The sequence below is a fragment of the Providencia sp. PROV122 genome (assembly GCF_028482365.1).
GTDB classification, from domain to species: domain Bacteria; phylum Pseudomonadota; class Gammaproteobacteria; order Enterobacterales; family Enterobacteriaceae; genus Providencia; species Providencia stuartii.
On sequence record NZ_JAMPQI010000018.1, the window covers coordinates 18,387 to 44,081 of the forward strand.

Annotated in this window: 20 protein-coding genes; 6 read left to right on the plus strand and 14 right to left on the minus strand. The window is 43.8% G+C overall.

The features are described from left to right. Nucleotides 1–6: 6 nt before the first annotated feature. The 3 genes from glnL to PSE69_RS13825 form a co-directional block, all read right to left on the minus strand. On the minus strand, nucleotides 7–1,056 hold the full coding sequence (gene glnL, locus PSE69_RS13815) for a nitrogen regulation protein NR(II) (protein WP_004923641.1): 1,050 nt from the start codon (nucleotides 1,054–1,056) through the stop codon (nucleotides 7–9). Between the two features lie 172 nt (nucleotides 1,057–1,228). Next, complete coding sequence (glnA, locus tag PSE69_RS13820) at nucleotides 1,229–2,638, minus strand: glutamate--ammonia ligase (protein WP_004923644.1); 1,410 nt, start codon at nucleotides 2,636–2,638, stop codon at nucleotides 1,229–1,231. A gap of 426 nt (nucleotides 2,639–3,064) precedes the next feature. Continuing rightward, entirely contained in the window at nucleotides 3,065–3,718 is a 654-nt protein-coding gene (locus tag PSE69_RS13825) for a PadR family transcriptional regulator (RefSeq protein WP_225829616.1), read from the minus strand. Between the two features lie 429 nt (nucleotides 3,719–4,147). On the opposite strand from PSE69_RS13825, the gene typA reads away from it, so the two are divergent. Beyond that, complete coding sequence (gene typA / locus PSE69_RS13830) at nucleotides 4,148–5,971, plus strand: ribosome-dependent GTPase TypA (RefSeq protein ID WP_004923655.1); 1,824 nt, start codon at nucleotides 4,148–4,150, stop codon at nucleotides 5,969–5,971. A 502-nt stretch (nucleotides 5,972–6,473) separates the two neighbouring features. Here the strand turns inward: typA and abgT are convergent. The 3 genes from abgT to PSE69_RS13845 all read right to left on the minus strand — a co-directional run bounded on the left by abgT (nucleotide 6,474) and on the right by PSE69_RS13845 (nucleotide 10,858). Further along, nucleotides 6,474–8,003 carry a p-aminobenzoyl-glutamate transporter gene (gene abgT, locus PSE69_RS13835; RefSeq protein ID WP_014657002.1) on the minus strand — a complete coding sequence of 510 codons (1,530 nt, stop codon included), beginning with the start codon at nucleotides 8,001–8,003 and terminating at the stop codon, nucleotides 6,474–6,476. 88 nt (nucleotides 8,004–8,091) lie between these two features. Next, on the minus strand, nucleotides 8,092–9,540 hold the full coding sequence (locus PSE69_RS13840; RefSeq protein WP_004923660.1) for a M20 family metallopeptidase: 1,449 nt from the start codon (nucleotides 9,538–9,540) through the stop codon (nucleotides 8,092–8,094). Beyond that, nucleotides 9,533–10,858 (minus strand): M20 family metallo-hydrolase, encoded by a 1,326-nt coding sequence (locus PSE69_RS13845; protein WP_004923662.1) that lies wholly within the window; start codon nucleotides 10,856–10,858, stop codon nucleotides 9,533–9,535. The genes PSE69_RS13840 and PSE69_RS13845 overlap by 8 nt, the downstream gene beginning before the upstream one ends. A gap of 270 nt (nucleotides 10,859–11,128) precedes the next feature. Between PSE69_RS13845 and PSE69_RS13850 the strand changes: the two genes are divergently transcribed. The 4 genes from PSE69_RS13850 (at nucleotide 11,129) to fabY (ending at nucleotide 14,199) form a co-directional block, all read left to right on the plus strand. Continuing rightward, complete coding sequence (locus PSE69_RS13850; RefSeq protein WP_014656999.1) at nucleotides 11,129–12,049, plus strand: LysR family transcriptional regulator; 921 nt, start codon at nucleotides 11,129–11,131, stop codon at nucleotides 12,047–12,049. A 91-nt stretch (nucleotides 12,050–12,140) separates the two neighbouring features. Continuing rightward, the gene (gene yihX, locus PSE69_RS13855; RefSeq protein WP_004923670.1) at nucleotides 12,141–12,755 is read left to right on the plus strand and encodes a glucose-1-phosphatase; all 615 of its coding nucleotides are present in this window, start codon (nucleotides 12,141–12,143) and stop codon (nucleotides 12,753–12,755) included. Between the two features lie 60 nt (nucleotides 12,756–12,815). Continuing rightward, nucleotides 12,816–13,253 (plus strand): D-aminoacyl-tRNA deacylase, encoded by a 438-nt coding sequence (gene dtd, locus PSE69_RS13860; protein ID WP_004923673.1) that lies wholly within the window; start codon nucleotides 12,816–12,818, stop codon nucleotides 13,251–13,253. A 22-nt stretch (nucleotides 13,254–13,275) separates the two neighbouring features. Continuing rightward, nucleotides 13,276–14,199: a fatty acid biosynthesis protein FabY gene (fabY, locus tag PSE69_RS13865; RefSeq protein ID WP_004923676.1), complete on the plus strand. Its 924-nt coding sequence runs from the start codon at nucleotides 13,276–13,278 to the stop codon at nucleotides 14,197–14,199. 49 nt (nucleotides 14,200–14,248) lie between these two features. Here fabY and PSE69_RS13870 read toward each other — a convergent pair whose 3' ends face one another. Next, nucleotides 14,249–16,018 (minus strand): AsmA family protein, encoded by a 1,770-nt coding sequence (locus tag PSE69_RS13870; RefSeq protein ID WP_040132693.1) that lies wholly within the window; start codon nucleotides 16,016–16,018, stop codon nucleotides 14,249–14,251. Between the two features lie 114 nt (nucleotides 16,019–16,132). Continuing rightward, nucleotides 16,133–17,515, minus strand: coding sequence for a uracil-xanthine permease family protein (locus PSE69_RS13875; protein ID WP_004923685.1), 1,383 nt, complete (start codon nucleotides 17,513–17,515; stop codon nucleotides 16,133–16,135). Between the two features lie 235 nt (nucleotides 17,516–17,750). Here PSE69_RS13875 and gltS point away from each other — a divergent pair, with 235 nt between their 5' ends. Continuing rightward, a complete protein-coding gene (gene gltS, locus PSE69_RS13880; RefSeq protein WP_004923688.1) occupies nucleotides 17,751–18,965 on the plus strand; it encodes a sodium/glutamate symporter in 1,215 nt (404 codons plus the stop codon). Between the two features lie 88 nt (nucleotides 18,966–19,053). Here the strand turns inward: gltS and PSE69_RS13885 are convergent, their stop codons facing one another. The 6 genes from PSE69_RS13885 to gmk form a co-directional block, all read right to left on the minus strand. Further along, nucleotides 19,054–19,602, minus strand: coding sequence for an NADPH-dependent FMN reductase (locus tag PSE69_RS13885; RefSeq protein ID WP_061064616.1), 549 nt, complete (start codon nucleotides 19,600–19,602; stop codon nucleotides 19,054–19,056). A gap of 75 nt (nucleotides 19,603–19,677) precedes the next feature. Continuing rightward, nucleotides 19,678–21,759: an ATP-dependent DNA helicase RecG gene (gene recG / locus PSE69_RS13890; RefSeq protein ID WP_040132695.1), complete on the minus strand. Its 2,082-nt coding sequence runs from the start codon at nucleotides 21,757–21,759 to the stop codon at nucleotides 19,678–19,680. Nucleotides 21,760–21,769: 10 nt separating this feature from the next. Beyond that, nucleotides 21,770–22,483: a tRNA (guanosine(18)-2'-O)-methyltransferase TrmH gene (gene trmH, locus PSE69_RS13895; RefSeq protein WP_040132696.1), complete on the minus strand. Its 714-nt coding sequence runs from the start codon at nucleotides 22,481–22,483 to the stop codon at nucleotides 21,770–21,772. Between the two features lie 2 nt (nucleotides 22,484–22,485). Next, nucleotides 22,486–24,603, minus strand: a complete 2,118-nt coding sequence (spoT, locus tag PSE69_RS13900) for a bifunctional GTP diphosphokinase/guanosine-3',5'-bis pyrophosphate 3'-pyrophosphohydrolase (protein ID WP_004923698.1) — start codon at nucleotides 24,601–24,603, stop codon at nucleotides 22,486–22,488. 19 nt (nucleotides 24,604–24,622) lie between these two features. Further along, nucleotides 24,623–24,898, minus strand: a complete 276-nt coding sequence (rpoZ, locus tag PSE69_RS13905) for a DNA-directed RNA polymerase subunit omega (protein WP_004262665.1) — start codon at nucleotides 24,896–24,898, stop codon at nucleotides 24,623–24,625. 57 nt (nucleotides 24,899–24,955) lie between these two features. Further along, complete coding sequence (gene gmk / locus PSE69_RS13910; protein WP_004923701.1) at nucleotides 24,956–25,579, minus strand: guanylate kinase; 624 nt, start codon at nucleotides 25,577–25,579, stop codon at nucleotides 24,956–24,958. Nucleotides 25,580–25,695: the final 116 nt, after the last annotated feature.

Consider the following 25,695-nt stretch of genomic DNA (forward strand, 5'->3'; position numbering starts at 1 on the left):
TATCCCCTATTTTTTAATTGGTAGATAAATAGAAAATTCGGTATGACCGGGCCAACTGGTAAATTCAATTTTCCCAGCGTGCTGATCCACTAAACTGTGAACGATAGATAAGCCTAATCCTGTTCCGCCCTCGCGACCACTTACCATAGGATAAAACAACGTATCTTGGATAGCGGGTGGAATACCTGGGCCATTATCTTCAACATCAATACGAGCGGCTAAGCGATAACGCTCCCCTTGTAACATGACCTGAAATGCTGTGCGAGTGCGTAGCGTTATTGTGCCACCCGTATCGGAAAGTGCTTGTAACGCATTACGGATAATATTGAGTAGAACCTGTTCAATTTGATCGGGATAGTACTCAAGATCAGGCAAACTAGGGTCATAATCGCGTATTAACGTGATATTTTCGGGCTTCTCTAATGACACAAGGCGCACGATATTTTCAGCGCTGTGGTGAATACTCTGTTGTGTTTTTGGCCCAGGGTATTGAGGGCCAAGTAATCTATCGACTAATGCCCTTAATCGGTCGGCTTGTTCAATAATAACTTGCGTATATTCATTCAGTTTTGGGTCAGGTAATGCCCTTGAAAGCAACTGTGCAGCGCCTCTTAAGCCGCCTAATGGGTTTTTTATTTCATGAGCCAAACCCCGGATCAGCTCTCTTGCTGCCAATTGCTGAGCATTTTGTACCTGCTCTTGGCTGAGCCTGCGTTGGCTATCTAATTGAGACAGTTCCAACAAAATAAACTGAGCAGAGAAAGGTTGTGCACTTAACGACATGACATGGGAATGATTATTAAAAACGAGCGTAACTTCATTATCGGTGAAGCTATGGCCCTCTTTTAAGCTATTTAACATTAGCTCATCATTTAAGGAGCAATAATTGCAAAGTACAGGTAATGGGGTGCCATATATTTTACGTTGGCTTTGGGCAAGTATTTGTAAAGCCGCATGATTGGCATAATGGATCACAAGGTCATAATCAACGATTAAGACGCTGTTTAACAGTGAATCAAGAATATGTTCCGGTGCTGGCAAATGTTCGGCTTTCATGTAATTCTGCTCCTGCACTATTTTGGTGCATTATACTTGATTTACCCAACAAAGCTGCAATTTGAATAACGGTGCCGTAAATAAAATGATACCACTGAAAGTAGGAGAAAAGGCCCCATCAGAGATGGGGCAAATGTTTCACGGCAACAAAGACTAGCAGTGGAACGGCGTGTTACACACTGTAGTACATTTCAAATTCTAATGGATGCGGGGTCATGCGAACGCGTTGAATATCGCTACGGAGTAGTTCGATATAGGCATCAATTGCATCGTTGGTGAATACACCACCGCGAATTAAGAATTCACGATCTTTATCGAGCTCAGCCAAGGCTTCTTCTAGTGAGCCAGCCACTGTTGGGATCTCTTTTGCTTCTTCTGGTGGCAGGTCGTATAGGTTTTTATCCATGGCATCGCCCGGATGGATTTTATTGATAATGCCATCAAGACCCGCCATTAATTGCGCAGCAAACGCTAAGTATGGGTTGGCTGCTGGGTCAGGGAAACGCACTTCAATACGACGCGCTTTGGTGCTTGCAACCACAGGGATACGAATAGATGCAGAGCGGTTACGTGCAGAATAAGCCAACATAACTGGTGCTTCAAAGCCCGGAACCAGACGTTTATACGAGTTGGTTGTTGGGTTAGTGAAGGCATTCAGTGCGCGTGCGTGTTTGATAATGCCGCCAATGTAGTAAAGCGCCATTTCTGACAAACCACCGTATTTATCGCCTGCAAATAGGTTAATACCATCTTTTGACAGTGACATATGGCAGTGCATACCTGAACCGTTATCACCGACTAATGGCTTAGGCATAAAGGTCGCCGTCTTACCGTAAGCATGGGCAACATTGTGCACGACATATTTATAAATCTGTGTTTCGTCTGCTTTTTTGGTCATTGTATTAAAGCGGCATGCCACTTCGTTTTGACCTGCGGTAGCCACTTCATGGTGATGAGCTTCAACGACTAAGCCCATTTCTTCCATGGTGGTACACATCGCAGAACGGAGGTCTTGTGAAGAATCGACGGGGGGAACTGGGAAGTAACCGCCTTTTACACCCGGACGGTGGCCTTTGTTACCGCCTTCATATTTTGTACCAGTATTCCAAGCCGCTTCAATATCATCAATGTGATAGTAGCTGCTGTGCATGCTGTTACCAAAACGAATATCATCAAAGATGAAGAATTCAGGCTCTGGCCCAAACAGCACGGTGTCAGCAATACCGCTGGCACGTAAAAAATCTTCTGCACGTTGAGAAATAGAGCGCGGGTCACGGTCGTAACCTTGCATTGTGCCTGGTTCAAGAATATCGCAACGAATGATCAAAGTTGGGTCGGCAAAAAATGGGTCGAGCATTGCAGTGGATGGATCTGGCATTAGCACCATGTCAGACTCGTTAATGCCTTTCCAGCCACCAATTGATGAACCATCAAACATTTTACCTTCTTCAAAGAAGTCTTCGTTGACTTGATGAGCAGGGATGGTGATGTGTTGCTCTTTACCTTTGGTATCAGTAAAACGCATGTCAATAAATTTTACTTTGTGCTCTTCTATCAGCGATAAAACGTGTTCTGCGGACATCGTCGGCTCTCCTGGTCAGGTCGGGTCTGCAAAATAACCACATACAGTTGCGTTACTTTTTGCAATTATTTCTGGCTTTTCAGCATCAGTTAATCAAGGTGTAACTTCTCACATAAAAGTATAAGCGAAAAACGTGCCAACTTTTTAAAATAGCCTAAATATGGAGTGTTACGCCGTTATGACAAATTAGTAGGAGAGTACATGTGAATCATTGCACCAATATGGTGCATTTTCTGTGTGGAGTGCACCATATTGGTGCTTTAGTGATAAAAAGCGAGGATTAGCGGCTACACAAAGGTTTTGCCGTACCAAAGTAAAGTCATTATTAATGGTTAGTAGAGAGGGGGAGCTTTGACCGTTAGCCCTGTGCTTGACGTCAAAACACAAGGCCATTTAGATAAAATAAATGATTAACCAACCCGCTTTTTATTCATCAATGTTATCAGTTAATAAAATGTTGACTTGCTCAATTTGCTGTACGGCATCATTGATGATTTGCGCAATTTGACGAGTTTGTTGTTCACTTAATTGTTTTAAAACCATTTTATGGCGCAAGAGCGCTTTAAAACGGCTGACAGCCATTTCGATTTCTTCAGATAAATTACCGCCGTGCTGCATATCACGCGCTTTGGCTAATTTACGGAAAATAATGGTTTCTGTCTCTTGATTCGCTTTTAAATGTGCTGCACCTTCTGCCGTGATTTTGAAACTTTTACGGTTACGTTCAACCACTTCTGACTCAAGGAAACCTTGTTCTTCGAGTAGTGTTAGCGTCGGATAAATAACACCTGGGCTTGGTACATAAAGGCCATTTGAGGCTTCTTGGATATCTTTGATAATTTCATAGCCATAGCTAGGTTTTTTAGCCACTAATGAAAGTACCATAATGTGCAAATCACCATGATCAAATAAACGGCGTAATCCACGACCTCTATGGCGACCACCACCCTGCCCACGTCCCTCACCGCGACCATGGCAACCTTCGCCATGACCATGACGACCTTCGCCGTGGCAACATTGGTGTCCATGACCGTCTTCATGGCGTGAATGATAAACATGACGGCAACAATGAATTCGCATATAATTCTCCTTGATTAGATATATCGAATTTACGAGATCAAATATAATTAGATATATCTAATTGGTCAATTTAGATATATCTAAATTACAGAAAAAAGCGTGAAAGAGGGAGTTAGTAGAAGAATTTCTATTTTTTATTCTTTTTTACGGCTGTTAAAATTTAAAATATAGCGTATTATTCTGTTACTTTGTGATTTCTCAGTATTGATACCAGTTATTTTTTGAGATATTCCGTAGTTGTTACGCAACTAAATGTTTTTTAGTTAAAAACTTTTTATACAGTGATGAAATTCACATTTATTCCACTTGCGCGGAAAAACGTGTAAAATAACAGCAAATTAACGTAGAAAGTATGCTTCCTATTTTGCAGTTTTATAGTTAGGCTCTATAAAGCATATTCCTTTCCTGTCAATTAAACGGTAAAAATCCTTGTCAATTCAAAACTTAAGAAATATCGCCATCATCGCTCACGTTGACCATGGCAAGACAACACTGGTTGGTAAATTATTGCAGCAATCAGGCACGTTCGGTGAACGTGAAACTGTGGATGAGCGTGTTATGGACTCCAATGACTTGGAGAAAGAGCGTGGTATTACTATCCTTGCCAAAAATACCGCTATCAAATGGAATGACTATCGCATCAACATCGTAGATACCCCAGGTCACGCCGACTTTGGTGGAGAAGTTGAGCGTGTTATGTCAATGGTTGACAGCGTTCTGCTGGTGGTTGATGCCACTGATGGCCCTATGCCACAAACACGCTTCGTTACCCAAAAAGCGTTCGATAATGGCTTAAAACCGATTGTTGTTATCAATAAGGTTGACCGCTCTGGTGCACGCCCTGATTGGGTTATTGACCAAGTATTCGATTTATTCGTTAACTTAGGCGCAACGGATGAACAGCTTGATTTCCCTATCGTTTACGCGTCAGCAATAAACGGTATCGCGGGTCTTGACCATACAGATATGGCAGAAGACATGACCCCGCTTTATGAAGCAATTGTCAAATATGTTGAGCCACCAAAAGTTGATCTGGAAGGGCCTTTCCAGATGCAAGTTTCACAACTAGATTACAACAGCTACTTAGGTGTTATCGGTATTGGTCGTATCAAACGTGGTACTGTTAAACCAAACCAACAAGTGACAGTTATCGATAGCGAAGGCAAAACACGTAACGGTAAAATCGGTAAAGTTCTGACTCACTTAGGTTTAGAACGTATTGATTCTCAACATGCAGAAGCAGGTGATATCGTTGCTCTGACGGGTTTAGGTGAACTAAACATTTCAGACACTATCTGTAATGTGGGTAATGTTGAAGCGTTACCAGCATTGGCGGTCGACGAACCAACCGTGAGCATGTTCTTCTGTGTTAACACCTCACCATTCTGTGGTCGTGAAGGTAAATATGTGACTTCGCGTCAGATCCTTGACCGTTTGAACAAAGAGCTAGTGCACAACGTGGCATTGCGTGTTGAAGAAACTCAAGATCCAGATGCATTCCGAGTTTCCGGTCGTGGTGAATTGCACTTGTCAGTTCTGATCGAAAACATGCGTCGTGAAGGCTTTGAGTTAGGTGTTTCTCGTCCAAAAGTTATCTTCCGTGAAGTGGATGGCCGTAAACAAGAGCCATTTGAGCAAGTGACTTTAGACGTTGAAGAGCAGCACCAAGGTGATGTCATGAAAGCGTTGGGTGAGCGTAAAGGTGACCTACGTGACATGATGCCAGATGGTAAAGGCCGTGTACGTCTTGATTATGTTATCCCAAGCCGTGGTTTGATCGGTTTCCGTACTGAATTTATGACGATGACGTCAGGTACGGGTTTGCTGTACTCAACATTCAGCCACTACGATGATGTTCGCCCAGGCGAAATTGGTGGTCGTCAAAATGGCGTATTGATCTCGAATGGTCAAGGTAAAGCAGTTGCTTACGCCCTGTACAGCCTACAAGACCGCGGTAAGCTATTCTTAGGTCATGGTGCAGAAGTGTATGAAGGCCAAATCATTGGTATTCACTCACGTTCAAATGACCTGACTGTGAACTGCTTAACAGGTAAAAAACTGACTAACATGCGTGCGTCTGGTACGGATGAAGCGACAACCTTGTCACCACCAATTAAAATGACTTTGGAACAAGCACTAGAGTTTATTGATGATGACGAATTAGTTGAAGTGACTCCACAGTCTATCCGTCTGCGTAAACGTCACTTAACTGAAAACGATCGTCGCCGTGCGAACCGTTCAAAAGAAGACTAATTTTTAGTTATTCTTCTTGCTGAAGGCGCTCATTGGGCGCTTTCAGATTGCTAACAAAGTCCTAGCCTAAAAGGTTAGGACTTTGCTGTTATGGGGCTAGTATAAATAGTGAGCTAGCCGACATATTCAAAGCCTCTCATTCCCATCATATTAATTCCAAGCTATCGCACGAGATAAACACATTTTGGAAGGATATTTACGTTCGTAAAATCAATCAGTTCTGAGTGATATCTATTATCACACTGCAACTTGAGTAGATATAACGAATAATCAGTCATCGCGCGTGGAGAAGGAAAGCACTTCCCAAAATCACCTTAATTTTGTTAGTCGCAATAAACGAACAGTAACGAAATTATTAGCGACACACATGTGTGACGACCTGAGCGGAATAAGTACAAACTACCGTGCATACAGCGCTGTATGTACGGTAGGGTAAGAGGATGGCGGGAAGCTATCCCACCTTCTATTGATACAGTAAATTTTAAAGGTAATGGGTGACTTATTAAGGTGTCAGTTGAGGATAAACCCCTGGCCCTATTGGTAAACCGGCATAGTACCAACCGACGAGCAGCAATATCCATACTGCAAAGAAAACCAGTGGGTAAGGCAGAATTAAGGTGTAATAAGTACCAAGTTGGGCATTTTTGTAATATCGCTGTAGAAACCCTAAAAATAGAGGTAAGAATGGTGACATCGGTGCAAGTGGGAGTACCGCGGAGTCAGCGATACGAAAGACTATCTGTGCAAAAGCAGGGTGGAAGCCTAACAGCACAAACATTGGCACAAATATTGGCGCTAAAATAGACCAAATTGCGGAGCCACTGGCAATAAACATACATAAGAATGCAGATAAAAACATCAAACCAATAAAGGCAGGCACGCCTGTCATTCCTAAATTTTCGAGTAAATCAGTCAAGCCAATCGCCATAAATTTCCCCATGTTGCTCCAGTTGAAAAACGCAACGAACTGAGACAGAGGGAAAACCATGACAATAAAGCCCGCCATGCTTTTCATGGGGTCAACTAATAGGTCAGGAATATCATTTGGTTTTTTAATTTGCTTGGTCGAAATACCATAAGTAATTGAGACGACAAAGAAGAAAATAATGATGACAGGCACAATACCTTTAATAAATGGTGAAGGGATCACCGAGCCTGTCTGTGGGTCACGAAGTGGTGCACCTTCAGGTACAACCATTAATGCGACGAGTCCAATAAATATTAATGCCGAGAGCCCGCTCATTAATAACCCACGATTTTGTAATGGGGTTAATTTTTCTAAGCGGTCATGAGAAGTGCCTTCCCACTTTGGTAATCGTGGCTCAATAAATTTATCCGTTAAGATGGCACCTGCAATCGTTAAGACGATGACGGATGTAGCCATAAAATACCAGTTATCAATGACACTAACATGTAAGTTAGGGTCGATGATCATGGCGGCTTCCGTACTGATCCCAGAGAGTAAAACATCCGTTGTAACAATCAGGAGGTTAGCGGTAAAGCCGGAGCCTACGCCAGCAATAGCCGCGAGTAGACCCGCGACGGGGTGACGACCAACCGCAATAAAAATTAATGCACCTAAAGGGGGCATAACCACCAAAGCGGCATCTGATGAAATATGGCTGAAAAAGGCGATAAATAACACCATATAGCTGGCGTAACGTTTATTAATCCCTGATGCCATTTTGTACATTAAGGCTTGTAATAAACCCACTTTTTCAGCGAGTCCTGCCCCGATGACGAGCGCTAAGATGGCGCCTAATGGAGCAAAGCTACTGAAGTTTTTGACAATATTAGGTAAAATCCACTGTATGCCTTCGACACTCAATAGGTTCTTTACGGAAACGAGTTCGCCGTTAGCTGGATTCTTTACCGATAAATCAAACCAAGAAAGGATAGCCGTAGCGACCATTAAGATCGCCAGAAGATAGACAAAAAGAATGAAAGGGTTTGGTATTTTATTCCCAACACGCTCTATCCAACGAAAAATAGCACCTGGGCTCTTATTCATTGATGTTGTGGTTTGGCTCATGATGTTTTTCCTATTTATTTGCAATTATTGTTATTTTTATGGTCTTGATGGCGGGATTTGTGATTGTTATTGACCCGCCAATACAAAATTACTGCAACTTAGACGGCTTAACGTCAGGGGGAATTGGGCAGTGGTAAGGTTGTTGAGCACGTTGACGTTGGAACTCACTTTTTGCTTGAGCGAGTAAGTTCGGTGTTGTGAGTAGATCAACGGCGGTAGCTGCCATAATTTTCCCTGCTAATAGCATGCCTTTATGGGCGATAGATGTTCTTCCTTGCGCAACCAATTGCCATGTATGCAGAGGTGTGCCGAATGCAAAGCAAGGGCTAAAGCATTGTGCCGTTGGTGTGACCCAGCTGACATCCCCCACATCCGTTGAGCCATACATCAGTTCTTTTGATTCAACATAGGGTAAAACTTCATCCGTCAGAGCCTTGTTACCTTGGCGCTCACCCCATTTTATCGCTTGTTCACCACCACTACGCGCGGCATTCAGTTTTGCGTTGTGCAAATCATCTTTGGTTAAGGTGGCATGGATCTCTTCTGCAAATTGGCGCTCTTGCTCGCTGTATTCAGGAATACCGTAATGGGTAATATGCTGATACATCGCTTTTTCAATAGTGCGATTAGGAACATAATTTGAGCATGCTTTATCGAGTCGGATCTCTAATTGTGTACCAGTCATTAAAGCTGCGCCTTTAGCGATATCAATAACTCGTTGATAAATATCTTGAGCTTGGTCTAGCTGTGGTGCACGAACCAGATACAAAACTTCGGCATCTGCTTGAACGACGTTAGGGGAAGCGCCCCCCGTATTCGTGACTGCATAGTGGATGCGCGCTTCTTGAATAATATGTTCACGTAAAAATTGAACACCAACATTCATTAGGCTAACCGCGTCAAGTGCGCTACGGCCTAAATGTGGAGAGTTTGCCGCGTGTGCTGCAATGCCTTTGAAGCGAAATGCAGTTTGAATATTGGCGAGGGATTGAACATTGAAAACACCACTAAATGATTCAGGGTGCCATGTTACCGCCGCATCTACATCATCAAATAAGCCTTCTCTTACCATAAAAGTCTTACCTGAGCCGCCTTCTTCACCCGGACAGCCATAGAAACGTACTGTACCTGGTAGTTGGTTTTCCTCTATCCAAGCTTTTACGGCAAAGGCGGCAGCTAATGCGGCAGTTCCCAATAAATTATGCCCACAACCGTGACCATTACCGTTTTCAATAACGGGGCTAGGATGGCTACAAGCGGAGTGCTGACTTAAACCAGCAAGCGCATCGAATTCACCCAGCAGCGCTATCACAGGGGCGCCGGAGCCAAAGCTGGCAATAAATGCGGTATCAATATCGCCCACCCCTCTTTCTACAGTAAAGCCCTCTTGCTCCAGTGCATCAGCGAGTAGCCCAGCCGAGAAGGTCTCTTCAAAACGGGTTTCTGGATGATCCCAAATCGCATCGCTTAATTGGGTGAAACGTGCGCGATTCTGTTCAATATAATGATTGATGAATGATGTGAATGCGTTACTCATTAGGGTGATCTCCAAATTCAGGTAGCGAAAGCGCAATAGTGGCTAAGGTTTTGACGGCAACAGGCATAACATCTTCATCAAAATCAAAACGTTCATTGTGATGCCCTGCGCTAAGCTCAGTACCGAAAATCATATAGGTTGCTTGCCCACCAAGTGCTTTGGTGCGCTCCATAAAGTAGGTTGCATCTTCTGAACCTGCTGCTTGAGGTTTATCTTTAATAACGGAAGTCAGCTCAGGAATATTGTTCTGTGCTAGACGCATAATGAAATCGACCCATTGCGGGCTAGGATGACTACTTTGTGCAGCGCCCATTAATTTGATGTTGAACTCAACATCTTGCATTTTGGCGGCACCTTCAATGATATTGAGGGCTTTTTGATACATAAACTCATTAATATCATTCGTTTCGCCGCGTGTCTCAACTTTCATTAATGCGTGATCAGCAATGACATTACGTCCAATTCCTGCATTGAGTACACCAACATTGATACGAGAACTACCTTCACTATGCCGAGGAATACCATATAGACCCAGTGTGGCCTGAGCGGCGGCAACTAATGCGTTTTTGCCATCTTCTGGTCTTGCTCCTGAATGTGCGGCTTTCCCTTGAAAAGTGACATCAAATTTAGTGGTCGCAAGAAAACTTTTACTGCCACACACTAATTCCCCTTTAGGCACTCCAGTGCCGATATGTATGGCGACAAAGAAATCGACATCATCCACAACGCCAGCGGTTGCCATTGATTTTGCTCCACGGGTTCCTTCTTCGGCAGGCTGGAAAATAATTTTGATACGACCAGTCAGTTGTGATTGAAATTGCTTCAAGATATGTGCCAAACCGAGGCCAATGGCGGTATGACCGTCGTGACCACAGGCGTGCATCATATGGGCATTACAAGAAGAGAAGCCTTCTGCGTGTGGACGGTGCTGTTCAGTGAGATCTTCATTCAGATCTAACGCATCCATATCAACACGAAACGCCAGTGTAGGCCCCGGTTTACCCGTATCTAACGTCGCAACGATCCCCGTAAATCCTCCTGAAAAATAGGGAAGCCATTTGGTTAGCGCGCCTTGCTCAATGGCTCGTTTTTCTTGCTCTGCCAATTGCTGTGGTGAGGGAAGCCCCATGCGATCTTCAGCGTTGATGACCTCCTTTCCTAGTTGTAATTGGTAGCCGAGGCGGTCCAGCTCATCAGCAACTAATGTTGCAGTTCGAAATTCAAACCAACCGGATTCGGCATATTGATGAAAATCACGCCGCCAAATTTGTAATTGATGTGTGATGGATCCAATAGCGTTATTTAAAGAAATCTCCATAATTGTTATCTCTTTTAGTTATCACGATAAAGTGGGAGTGGCTCGGTATAAATACCCAGAACGATTCAATTTAAATAAAATTAAATTTTATTTAATATTTTTAAACTAATTTAATATGCTGCATTTGATTGTTTTAATAATTAAAAAATAGTTAATAAGTAGTTATGTTAATTATTTGTTATTGTCAAAAGTTGACTGTACACAATCAAAATAGGGTAAAAAAGATACGATTATCTTTGTCTATATAACTAATGGTTATCAGGGGCTAATATGGCTTTGCCAATAAAGTTGAATCAATTGAGGGCATTCGTTGAAGTGAGTCGCCATGGCAGCATTAGGGCAGCAAGCCGTTTTTTACAGCTTTCTCAGCCAGCACTGACCAAATCCATTCGTGAATTAGAAAGCTCTTTGGGAGCAAAATTATTTATTCGTAGTAATCAAGGGATCTATTTAACGGATTGTGGAGAAAGTTTTTTACGTCGTGCCAGTATTATTTTGGAAGAGTTACGTGTAGGGCAAGAGGAAATACAGCAGCGCATTGGATTATCCAGCGGTACGATTAATATTGGTGTCGCAGGGAGTATTGCACGTTCAGTGATGCCAAAAGTCATTATTCAATTTCATCGTGACTTTCCCAATATCAAGATCCGTATCATGGAAGGGCAATTATTGACGATGTTGCCGCAATTACGCCAAGGTGAATTAGATTTTACGGTGAATACTTATTACCCCGGTAGTTTGGATGCTGAATTTAATTTTGAAAGGTTAATGCGCAAAGAATATAAGGTGATCATGCGTAAAGATCACCCGATGAGGCATGCTACGTCATTAGAGCAATTAGCAAATTGTGACTGGACAATGCCGACACCGAAAGGCACTTATTATAAGCAGCTTTCTGAAGTGTTCTCCAGAATGGAGAGACCAATGAGCTTTAGTGTGACATGTGAAACATTAATTGGCTGCATGAGCTTGGTGGCACAAAGCGATTTTTTGACGATTGTCTCTGTTGATACAATTGATGACCCTTTATTTGACCAGCAATTTATCGCACTAGATTTGGCTGAAAAATTGCCTTATGCAACTTTTGCGCTGGTGCAACGGCGGGATCATACCTTGTCGCCAGCAGGGGAGCATCTAGCTCGACTGTTTCGAATCTATTGTCATGATAGAGACGATGGCACCCTTTATTAATAAAAAAACAACAAATAATCTGCAATTAGGGCTGTTCAGTTGTATGAATTATGATTAAAGTGAATTTAGTTAATAACAACGAGGAAACGGTATGCTGTATATCTTCGATATGGGTAATGTGATTATTGATATCGACTTTAATCGTGTTTTTGATAAATGGTCAGAGCTGAGCGGTACGCCTTCTGAGCAGATCAAATCACGGTTTACTTTTGGGAATATCTTCCAACAACATGAGTGTGGCAAAATTTCAGATATTGAATTTGCTGAAATGCTATGCGAAGAACTCGGCATTACACTCAGTTTTGAAGAGTTTGCGGAAGGCTGGCACGCTATCTTTATGTCGGTGCGCCCAGAAGTTATTGATATAATGGAGCGCCTACGTGAGCAAGGGCATCGTGTTGTTGTTTTATCTAACACCAACCGCCTACACCTTGATTACTGGCCTGAACATTACCCTGAAATTGCAGCCTCCTCTGATTTCCTCTACCTATCTCAAGACTTGGGGATGCGCAAACCTGATCCAGCCATTTACCAATATGTTCTGGAATCTGAAGAGTTTGACGCGGCAGATGCCATATTCTTTGATGATGTTGAGGACAATATTAAGGCTGCCGAAGCGCTAGGTATCAAAGGTGTTCATGTCGTTAACAAAGACACTGTACCTGAATATTTTCGTACTTATGACTTCAACGCTGAAGTCGAATAATTAATGAGTTATCACCGTGGAGTAACCTAAACCGTTACTCCATATTTTTATAGAGTTACCATGATTGCATTAATACAGAGAGTCGCTCATGCAGCAGTTGTTGTGAATGAGCAAGTTGTTGGTCAAATCGGTTCTGGGTTACTTGTTTTACTCGGCGTTGAAAAAGATGATGACGAACAAAAAGCAAAACGGCTGTGTGAGAAAGTACTTGGTTATCGAATTTTTAGTGATGAACAGGGAAAAATGAACCTGAATGTTCAACAAGCTGGCGGTCATTTGTTAGTTGTCTCGCAATTTACATTGGCAGCAGATACGAAAAAAGGGATGAGACCCAGCTTTTCAGGGGGAGCAGAGCCTGCACGCGCTGAACAGCTATATGAATATTTTGTTGAACAGAGTCGCCAACAAGGTGTGATCACTGAAACAGGGCAATTTGCCGCGGATATGCAAGTCAGCCTGACCAACGACGGTCCTGTGACTTTCTGGTTGCAAGTCTGATTCAACTATTTAGGGGGAGACTATGTACCATCTGCGTGCACCTAAAGATGACGCTGAGTTTGATGCTTATTACCAGTTCCGCTGGGAGATGTTACGTAAACCCTTTAATCAGCCTCTTGGTTCTGAGAAAGATGGCTATGATCTTACTGCTTATCATCAAATGGTCGTTGATGATAAAAACCGTATTTTAGCGATCGGGCGGCTTTATATTAATGCCGATAATGAAGGTGCGATCCGCTTTCTTGCTGTTAATCCTGTGATGCAAGGTAAAGGTTTAGGTAAACTCATCTTGATGGCCCTAGAGTCCATTGCGCGACAAGAAAGTGTAAAACGCATTGTATCGAGTGTTCGGGAAGAGGCCGTTCCTTTCTTTAGTAAGATCGGCTTTGAAAGTCGTGGCCTTATCGCTGGTGAACTGAAAACACCCGTTCGCCACTATTTAATGATTAAACCGATTGAAACCCTCGATCAAATCCTCCATCGACCCGATTGGTGCGGCGAACTGCAACAAGCGTGGTATAAATATATCCCGTTAAGTGAAAAAATGGGTGTTCGTATTGAACAATATACAGGGAAAAAATTTATTACCACGATGCCTGAAGCGGGTAACCAAAACCCCCATGAAACAATTTTTGCAGGTAGCCAATTTTCACTGGCAACATTAACGGGATGGGGTTTGATTTGGCTACTCATGCAAGAGCACCAACTCGGTGGTGATATTGTCTTAGTGGATGCCAGCATTCGTTATAGCAAGCCTGTTAGTGGCAGGCCAACAGCCGTTGCCGATATGTCACATATGAGTGGCGACCTTGACCGTCTCGCAAGAGGAAGTAAAGCGAGAGTGAAACTTGAGGTAGCCGTCAGTGGCGCGAACAGTGAGGTTGGAGCAGTATTTAGTGGTGTCTATATGGTTTTACCGGTGGAAAAGACCATAAAATCATCTTGATGATAGCGATTGAGAGGCAGGCCAATGAGATGATTGGCCTGCCTTTCTATTATTGCGTAAGTAGCGCTGGGAGCTGATCGTTCGTTGGTAGAGAGCCCACAGGTTGTGACTCGGTAGGGGGCGCATCACTCTCAACAGAAGAGGTAACAACACCGTTCACCACAGTCCGATACATTTGCTTCCCTTGCAGTGGAGTAGCGACTAATTCACCATTTACGCTTTTTGCTAAGGATGGCGCTAATAAATCCCCTTGTAGTGATGTATCAAAATCGCCAATGACTTGAGGTGGAAAGCCTTGCCAGCCCCATTGATTTAGGACGGAAAGGTCGACATTCGTACCTGAAGCTCGCAGTAAAAATGGCACTTTTTTAGGTGACTGCTTCACCAATAGACCTACCTTCACAACCCCTTTATCAGTGCTGGCAGTTAATGAAGCCGCAGCAGAGGCTTGCCCACTTTGGCGTAAATCCATATAAGGCCGGCGTATCATAACTTGATTAACCGTTCCGCTATCTGCATTGAATGAGGCTTTACCACTCCAAATTCCCCACTGTTTTTGCTTAATAAGACTCACATTTTCTACGTTGCCACTGAGCGCAGTCAATTCGAATGGGAAACGAGAGTCGATATTCATAAGCAATGATTGAGATAGGGTAAATTGTTTGATAGTCAGCCCTGATAGCCAATTAGGAGAAGGTTGACTGAAAAATTGCAGCCAATTTTCAGGCAGAGTGTATAAAATACCGGCTAGTTTTGCGTCATTGAGGGTAAGGGTTTGGTCGTTACGTTGCCACACACCATTAAGGCTAAATACCCCTTTATAGTAATAACCTGAAAGCTTTTCAATGTTGAGGTTATCGCCCTGAATATTGAGATCACCAATCAGTGTATCGACCTGTTGATCCTTGATAACCAATTGATTAACAGTAAAGTTAATATGGCTCTTAGGACTGCTCCAACTTCCCCTCACCCAGTTGATATGGTCAATTTCAGTATTAAGCCCTGAGATTGCCCAGTCTTTACCTTGGAGATCAACATTAGTTAGCGCAACATTTTTTAATGAGATAGTGCGTTGGCTCTCGATTGCTTCACGCAATGAGTCAAAGGGAATGCTATTTTGCCAGCCAACTTTATCCATCGCTAAAGAATTAATGGTGATAGAACCGTCTGCTAATGCTTTTCCTGAGCCTGTGATGTAGCCATTATTAAGATAGCCGCTGGCATCGGTAAATTCAGTGAGATTCTCTTGAAGCTTCCCTGTGATTGCAACATTTTTTAAGGGCAATTCATTGATATCTAACTGTTTAGTGGTGAAGCGGAAATCACCATAACCAAACGGATGGTTTGTGGTTGGCTGCCATGGTGTGATGCCACCTGTGAACCCAGAAACTTGAAGGCGATTTTCTGCTTGGTTTAGCTGGATATTGCTATTTTCAAACTGGAGGATATTTGCACTCAATGGAATTGGCGTTGACGTTTCTGAGGTCGTCGCCGCTAAATTACCTTGCGTGATCACGAAGCGACGAATTGCGGTACCGCTAAACAGATTCCGCCAATTAACATCGACAACAATTTGTTTCGCATCCAGTGTCATGTCTTGATTACGCGAAGCGATTTTTACGTCTTGGAAAACAAATTCACCCGCATTCGAAAACTCATGCCCCATGATACCAACATCAATATCAAAATCGGTGAATTTACTTAAAAAATGGCTAGCGTAGGATGCACCCCAGCGTGTTTGCAACCCTGCATAGGTGAATATCACGGCGAGTAAGAACAGTAGCAGAAGCGCTATGATGAGCTTGGTTAACCACCTCATGGTTTATCTGCCCCTCCATAATTGGACTGATGGGTAAATGCGCTGATGGATAAATTATCAAGATAGAATACAGAATAACCGCCAGTGTATTCAACTCTGGCGGTAAATGACAGGTTACTTTTCGTGAGGGAAAATTAAATTCAGAACAATTGCGGTTAAACCCCCTGCGGCAATACCGGATGAAAAGAGTGTTTTCAGCCAATCAGGGGCAAATTGTAAAATAAGTGGCTGTTGTGAAACCCCCATACCGACCGCAAGCGATAAGGCGATAATCATAATTGCACGGCGGTTGAGGGGTTCACGGGAAACAATACGCACACCAGAAGCTGCAATCGTACCGAACATCACAATGGTGGCACCGCCTAAAACAGGCTCAGGAATTTGTTGAACAAAGCCGGCGACAGCAGGAAATACCCCTAATAGGATCAACATTAAAGCAACGATATAACCCACGTAGCGGCTTGCCACGCCAGTAAGCTGGATCACGCCATTATTTTGGCCAAAGCAGGAGTTAGGGAAGGTGTTAAATACAGCAGATACCATGGAGTTCAAACCATTTGCTAACACTCCGCCTTTAATTCGCTTCATATAAATGGGGCCGCGCACAGGTTGCTCGGAGACATCGGAGGTCGCGGTGATATCGCCAATTGTCTCTAAAGAGGTCACCATAAAAATGAGCATGAGTGGGATCAGCAAGTTCCAATCAAAGGATAATCCATAATAGAAAGGTTCAGGTATGGTGATCACGGATTGTGTGCTATCGGTGTCTTGGGTTGTGGGAAGCATATCCATCCACCAAGCCGCAAGATAGCCGATTGCCATAGCTATCACCAAAGAGGCGACGCGTAAGTAAGGGTTTTTTTGGCGATTGAGTAAAATAATGACAGCCAACACAATACCTGCCAGTAGCAAATAATCGGGGGAGCCAAAGGTATTATCAGTTATTGCGCTGTGCCCGCCACCAATAGAAGTCAGACCGACTTGGATCAGTGACAGCCCAATGATCATGACTACCACGCCAGATACTAATGGGGTAATCACTCGACGAGCTAAATGCAGAAAACGCGATAAAACAACTTCAGTGAGTGCTGCGACCAACAGTGTGCCAAACAGTGCCGCCATCATTGAGGGGATATCAGCGCCACCTTGTTTGAGTGCAACACCCCCCATAATTAAAGGTGCAACAAAGTTAAAACTGGTGCCTTGGATAGATAATAGCCCGGAGCCAACAGGCCCCCAAGCACGGATCTGAATTAAGGAAGCAATACCCGAAGCAAACAGTGACATACTGATAATGCGCTGTGTATCATGGGCGGGTAGCCCTAATGACTGGCAAATAAGCATTGCGGGGGTAATGACGGCCACAAACATGGCGAGAAGGTGCTGACCCGCAGCAAACAACGCCTGAGGGAGTGGTGGCCTATCTTCTAAACGGTAAATGAGTTCACTTTTTGGCTCGACTTCAACGGCCTGTCTTTGAGATGCTTCGGTGGTCATTTTGGTATTTCTCTGCCAACAAAAAACGCATTGTAAAGCGACCACGTAAAAAAGCAATCGTTTGCGCGAAAAATATTTCTTTATAGTTAGATAAGGAATGTCACATTTTTATATGTTTTAACTTGTGTTTATCTCCGATTTTTTTTCTAATTCAGGAACCTGCTTTTGGCGTTTTAAGGAAGAAATTAACGTCTTACTAGTTTTAAATAATATTAACAACAGACGAGGTACATAAATGTATCATCTCGATGTCTACGGTACGCTTGTGGCTGCTACCCTTGTGCTATTGCTCGGACGTAAGCTTGTAAAATCAGTTCCTTTCCTCGAAAAATATACTATCCCGGAGCCTGTTGCAGGCGGGTTGCTGGTCGCTTTTAGCTTATTGGTGATCAAGCAAGTATTTGATTGGAGCTTGTCTTTCGACCTTTCATTACAAGAACCTATGATGTTGGCATTCTTTGCCACGATTGGTTTAAACGCAAACTTAGCCAGCTTGAAAGCTGGTGGTAGAGCACTGTTTATTTTCATTTTTGTCGTTGTAGGTTTACTATTAGTACAAAATACGGTTGGTATTGCCTTAGCCGAATTACTTGGCCTTGACCCGCTAATGGGGCTGCTTGCTGGCTCTATCACTTTATCTGGTGGTCATGGTACAGGGGCTGCTTGGGGTAAAATCTTTACAGATAGCTATGGTTTCCAGAGTGCGACTGAAGTTGCGATGGCATGTGCAACATTCGGTCTTGTGCTTGGCGGGCTCATTGGTGGGCCAGTTGCACGTTTCTTAATCCGTAATATTCCAACGCCAGGCACTGCTGAAGATGATAAAGATGTACCAACAGCATTTGAGAAGCCGCAATCAGGCCGAATGATCACCTCTATGGTGTTGATTGAAACTATTGCATTAATTGCGATTTGTTTGATGGCGGGGAGTTTTATTGCTGGCTTACTGGCAGATACTGCCTTTGCACTTCCTAAATTCGTTTGTGTGTTATTTGTTGGGGTTATCTTAAGTAATAGCCTATCTTTAGCGGGCTTTTATCGCGTGTTTGACCGCGCGGTTTCTGTTGTTGGTAACGTTAGCCTTTCCCTATTCCTTGCGATGGCTCTGATGAGCCTGAAGTTGTGGGAACTGGCATCTTTAGCGATTCCTATGCTGATTATTTTGGCAGTCCAAGCCTGTGTGATGGCGGGTTATGCTATTTTCGTTACCTTCCGCGTGATGGGTAAAAACTATGATGCGGCGATATTGGCGGCAGGGCACTGTGGTTTCGGCCTAGGTGCAACGCCAACAGCAATCGCGAACATGCAAGCGGTCACGGACAAATTTGGTCCATCACACCTTGCATTCTTAGTTGTTCCAATGGTTGGCGCATTCTTTATTGATATCGTTAACGCGATTGTGATCAAACTATATCTAATGTTACCCGTATTCCCATCAGTGGCTGGATAACAGATAAAAAATATATAAAGGTAAATAGCAGGTATTGCCGTGAATTTATTCACGGCAATTTTCGTTTATAGGGTACAAAATGATGCAATTAGCGTGATGCGTGTAACAGGCTCAGCTGATTTAGCGCTGAAATTAGCGCATTTTCATAGTGGCAAAGTGTTTCAGGGTAAGAGGCATCACTGTTGGAAGGTGAGAAATTAACTTCAGAGAGTTTAATTTCTAAATGAGATTCTGTAGTACGCATATGAATGCCTTGCAACACTTGTTGCAACTGCTCCGCAGCTTTTCCTCCACCTCTATTGGCATAACTGACCATTAAGGCGGGTTTGTTGTTCCACTCTTTATACAAATGGTCTATCGCATTTTTTAGTGCAGCGGGATAGCCCCAGTTATATTGTGGGAAAACAAAAATATAAGCATCGGCTTCAGCGATTTTTTTGCTCCAAGCAATGGTATGCTCTTGGGTATATATTCCTTCGGCGGGGAGATAGGGCTCATCATCCATTGGTAAATGCCAATCTCTGAGATCAAGGATTTCAGTAGGGTATTTTTTCTCGGCGACATCCTTAACCCAGCGTGCTATCTGAGGTCCTATTCGTGTTTGTCGAACACTACCAATTAAGATTTGTATCTTCATGTTCCACTATCCCTTGTTGCTATGACTTTTAATTTTTACAATAAATATGAAGGTATTTATCGAGTTATGATTGAATTAAGCTTGGCTGTATTGCTCGCGTTCAGGTAGCCATCTTTCAATAATTAATTTGGCATTTTCAGGATAGTTCTGCTGAATATGGCGCGCGATACGTTGTACTTCAGGCAGCATATATTGGTCACGTAACAAATCGGCGACTTTAAAATCGACATTCCCCGTTTGCCGAGTACCTAATAACTCCCCGGGGCCTCTAATTTCCAGATCTTTTTGAGCAATAACAAAACCATCATTGCTATCACGCAGTACTTGTAACCGCTGTTTTGCCGTATGGGTCAACGGTGTTTTATAGAGAAGCACACAGTGGGAGGCGACTGCGCCGCGACCAACACGTCCTCTTAATTGGTGCAATTGGGCTAGGCCAAGCCGTTCAGGGTTATCAATGATCATTAAGCTCGCATTTGGAACATCAACACCCACTTCGATAACGGTAGTTGCAACCAGTAGCTGAATCTCATTATTTTTAAATGCCGCCATAATGCTTTGCTTTTCCGCCGGTTTCATGCGTCCATGTACTAATCCCACTTTCAATTCAGGTAGCGCTAATGCTAATTCATCACTCGTCGCTTGTGCCGCTTGTGCTTCTAATACATCGGAGTCATCAATCAAAGTACATACCCAATAGGCTTGGCGTCCTTCATCAATACAAGCTTGCCTGACACGTTCAATAATATCTTTACGCCGTGTATCTGGAATGGCGACTGTCGTTACCGGAGTTCGTCCAGGAGGCAGCTCATCAATGATAGAGGTATCCATATCGGCATAAGCGGTCATCGCCAGTGTGCGAGGGATAGGCGTTGCGGTCATGATAAGTTGGTGAGGATGAAAACCTTGTTGTTCACCTTTTTCACGTAGAGCGAGGCGCTGGTGAACACCGAATCGGTGCTGCTCGTCAATAATGACCAGTCCAAGAGCTTTAAACGTCACATGCTCTTGGAACAGGGCATGTGTACCAACAACCATACTCACTTCACCCTTGGCGATAGCCTCTTGTTGCTGCTCGCGCGCTTTACCTTTTTGTTTCCCTGCAAGCCAGCCCACATTGATGCCTAAAGGCTCAAACCATAATTTGAAGTTATTGGCATGTTGCTCAGCCAAAATCTCGGTGGGAGCCATTAAAGCCACTTGTTTGCCATTTTCAATGGCAGATAATGCAGCGAGAGCCGCGACCAGAGTTTTTCCTGAGCCAACATCACCTTGAATTAAGCGCATCATCGGTGCATCTTTAATCAGATCTTGCTCTATCTCGCCGACAACCCGTGTTTGTGCATGGGTTGGGGTAAACGGTAGGCTTGCCAAAAATTGGCTCTTTAATTGACCTGTGATCACCATTGGTTGAGCATAGAGGCGTTGGTGACCGGCTCGAATGGCTAACATGCTTAAATGGTGTGCGAGCAATTCTTCTAATATCAAACGTTTTTGAGCTGGGTGCTGCCCTTTCTCAAGCTCACTTAATGCCACATCAGGGGGGGGAGTATGCAAAAGGCGGATCGCGTCTGGGAGGCTGATTAAGCCACGACTAAGCTCTTCCGGTAGCAACTCTTTGATCTGCCCCCCTTCTAACAGCTTCAAAGCCTGTTCAATTAACTTTCTCAATGTTGCTTGTCTTACCCCTTCGGTTGTAGGGTAAACGGGCGTTAGGTTTTCTTGCAGTGAGATATTTGAGGTATCTTGGGACACTTTATATTCAGGATGAATAATTTCAGGCCCAGTATTGCCACGACGGACTTCACCATATGCAATAACATGGCGGCCTTCTGCTAAGCTATTTTTCATGGCAGCAGAAAAATTGAAAAAACGTAATGTTAAATTCCCTGTACCATCGGTAATTAAGCAGGTCATCATTCGCTTACGACCAAACACCACTTTTGTTTGGAGCACTTCACCAACGATAGTCGCGGTTGTGCCCGGTAAAAGATCGCGGATTTGGTAAAGGCGAGTATGATCTTCATAACGAAGTGGAAGATGCAGCAATAAATCTTGAACGGTATTTAGGCCTATCTTGCTTAATTTTTCCGATTGGCTAGCCCCTACGCCGTGTAGAGTCGTCAGTGAAATGGTATCAAGCAGCCCACTGTTCATTATTTCTTCCTTAACCTAACTGTCGTTTTTTCATTTTTTCGGTTAACTGCATCTGTGCCCACCAAGACTCTTCAGCCTCTATTTGCCCTTGTGCATTAATATAGGGGCGAGGTAGGCCTTTACGTTTGGCAACCTCTGCAAGGACGGGATAGCCACCTTCAAATAGCCACTGCTGCTGCTCTTGCTCAGAAAGAAGGCTGGTTTCTCGAGAATACATTCCCGCAAGCTGCCGTTGGCGTTGTGCTTCATAGAGGATCAAGGCGGAAGCCACAGAAACATTCAGAGACTGCACCATCCCTACCATTGGAATGATAATGTGCTTATCAGCAAGCTCAAGCGCCTTTGCTGATATCCCTTTTTTCTCTTGTCCCACCATAATACAGGTCGGCTGAGTATAATCAATTTCACGAAAATCGACGGCTTGTTCAGACAAATGGGTGACAAGCACTTGCATGTTTTGTGATTTTAATTGGCTAATAGCAGCCTCTGTTGATGGGTGTGAAATCACATTGACCCAACTGTTACTGCCCGCAGCAGAAGAGACAGAGAGTTTAACTTGTTGGTCAGGCCAAATAGCATGAATGGTATGGATACCAACGGCATCTGCACTACGTACGATCGCTGAAACGTTGTGGGGTTTGTGAACTTCTTCAAGGCATATGGTGAGATCGGGTTGCCGCATCGCCATCATTTGGCAAATGCGGCGATAGCGGCGTTCATTCATCGTTAATTACGGTTCCGGCTAACACGTAACACATCAGGCATGATCCGGATCTTACGCATCACGTTGGCTAATTGAACGCGATTTTTCGTCGTTAGGCGGATAAAGGCACAATAAACTCGCCCATCTTTTTCTTCGGTATTCATGCTCTGAATGCTTGAGTTAGCATCATTAATGGCAGCTGTTAAATTGGCAAGGGCCCCTTGATGGTTAATCATATCGACTTTGATTTCAGCAATAAAATCGGTATCGGTATCATTATCCCACTCTACAGCCATAAATTTGTCAGGCTCTTTTTGATAGCCACGGATGTTACGGCAAGACTCGTGGTGAATAACAAGCCCTTTACCGGGGCTGATATGAGCCACAATGGGGTCGCCTGGGATAGGGCGACAACATTTCGCAAAGGTAATAAGAACGCCATCAGCCCCTTTTATGGAGAGCTTATTGCGTGTCGTCACGACAGGCTCATCTTCAGGTGCAGTCTGTGGATTACTTTGCAAATTACGCGCCACAACAACGCTCATCGCATTACCCAAACCAATTTCAGCAAGTAAGTCATCAATTGAATTGAGCTTCATGCGTGCTAATTCAAGATCGATATTCGCTTGTGGCACATCGTTGAGTTTACAACCCGCCCCGAGCGCATGATTCAATAGGCGACGGCCCAAATTGATGGAATCTTCTCGTTTAAGGTTCTTTAATAATTGGCGGATTTTCGCGCGCGCTTTTGAGCTGACAACAAAATTGAGCCAAGCTGCATTCGGTCTTGCACCAGGGGCAGTGATAATTTCAACCGTTTGACCACTGGTGAGTGCCTGAGAAAGTGGGTAAGGTTGGCGATCAACCCGAGCACCTACGCAAGCATGACCGATATCCGTGTGGACGGCATAGGCGAAATCGACCGGGGTTGCGCCTGTCGGTAATTCAACAATACGGCCTTCCGGTGTGAACACATAAATTTCATCAGGAAAGAGGTCAGACTTAACACTCTCGATAAATTCAAAAGAGCTTCCCGCACTTTGTTGTAGTTCAAGTAAACTTTGCATCCAGCGTTGAGCACGAACTTGAGCGGTAGTGCCTTGTTCGCCTTGCTCTTTATATGCCCAATGGGCTGCAACCCCCATTTCAGCCATTTGATCCATGTCTTCAGTGCGAATTTGCACTTCAACGGGAACACCATGTGGGCCGATTAATGACGTGTGCAGTGATTGGTAACCATTGGCTTTGGGGATGGCAATATAGTCTTTAATACGACCGGGACGCGGTTTGTAGAGGTTATGCATCTGCCCGAGGACGCGGTAGCAGGTATCAACATCTTTTACGATCACCCTAAACGCATAAATATCCATAATGGAATGGAAACGCTGCTCTTTAAGGTGCATTTTACGATAAATAGAGTAAAGATGTTTTTCTCGGCCACTGACTAGGCAGGGAATACCCGCTTCAGTAAGGCGACCATCAATTTCAGAGAGGATTTTTTGGATCATCTCTTTACGGTTGCCACGGGCGGCTTTGACCACTTCTTTAATAACGCGATAACGGTTTGGATATAACGCCTCAAAGCCCAGCTCTTCTAGCTCAGTTTTGATGTGGTGAATACCTAACCGGTGCGCAAGAGGGCTGTAGATTTCCAGCGTTTCTCTTGCAATGCGCCGACGCTTATCAGGCCTAAGCGACCCAAGCGTGCGCATGTTATGAGTGCGGTCTGCCAGTTTTATCAAAATGACGCGAATGTCTTTAACCATCGCCATGATCATTTTGCGGAAGTTTTCTGCTTGAGCTTCTTTTTTGTCGCGGAAGTTGAGTTTATCTAATTTAGACACACCTTCAACAAGCCCCGCAACTATGGTGCCAAATAGCTCTTCTATATCCTGAAATGTCGCAGGAGTATCTTCAATGACATCATGAAGTAGCGCTGCCATTAATGTTTCATGATCCAAACGCATTTGGGCAAGAATACAGGCCACAGCAACGGGATGAGTAATATAAGGCTCACCACTTGAACGGGTTTGTCCTTCATGGGCATCCCGTGCGACAACATAGGCTTTTTTCAGTAATTCAATCTGTTCTTCGGGAAGATACTTCTGAATTACTTGATTTAGGCTCTCAAACAGATACAAGGCAGACCCACCTTAGTAATTAGCGACGACCTTCAGCGATAGCAGAAACTGCTTGCATTTCAGCCGCTTCTTGCTCCTGCTGTTCTTGACGTTCACGTACATCCAGTATGTGACCGTTAATTAAACCTTCTTCTACTTCACGTAGTGCGATAACTGTATATTTATCGTTTTCTTCAGGAACTAAAGGATCTTTACCGCCAGTTTGCAACTGACGAGCTCGACGAGCCGCGACCAGTACAAGGTCAAAGCGGTTACCAATTTTTTCTACAGCGTCTTGAACCGTTACGCGTGCCATAAATGTGCTACTCCAAAAGAAATAAAAAAATGACCTGATATGATACTGAAACTATGCTCAGTCTGCCAGTAATTTGCTGATTAAAGCATCATGTCGCTGGACTTGGCGCTCCAATCTTAAGCGTTCGCTGCGAATAATCGATTGCAAATCGCTCAATGCGGTATTGAAATCATCATTTACAATGAGATAGTCGTACTCATTGTAATGTTCAATTTCGCCAACAGCTTGTGACATGCGTTTCTCAATGACCTCATCGCTGTCTTGGCCACGACCTCGCAAACGGCGATAAAGCTCATCTTTTGATGGCGGTAGTATAAAGATACTACGTGCTTCTGGCATGGCGGCACGAATCTGTTGCGCACCTTGCCAGTCAATATCGAGAAAAACATCAACCCCACTTTTGAGGACTTCTTCAATGATCGGCCGTGAAGTACCATAGTAGTTGCCAAAGACACAGGCATGCTCTAAGAACTCATTATTTTCGACCATTGCCAAAAATTCAGTTTCGGATACAAAGAAATAGTGCTCACCATGAACTTCACCGGGGCGTGCAGCTCTTGTTGTATGAGAGACTGAAACTTGAGTGTCATACAACGGTTGTGTTTTCAACAACGCCTGGATCAGGCTGGACTTACCTGCACCGCTTGGCGCAGAAACAATATATAATGTGCCTTGTATCATGATGGTTTCTTGAATAATCGAGGGTTAAACATAAATGATAATGATAAACCCCACATAGTATACACGGACTTACACCAACATGCAGCGTTATCAATCAAGCATGAAGCATGCCTGTT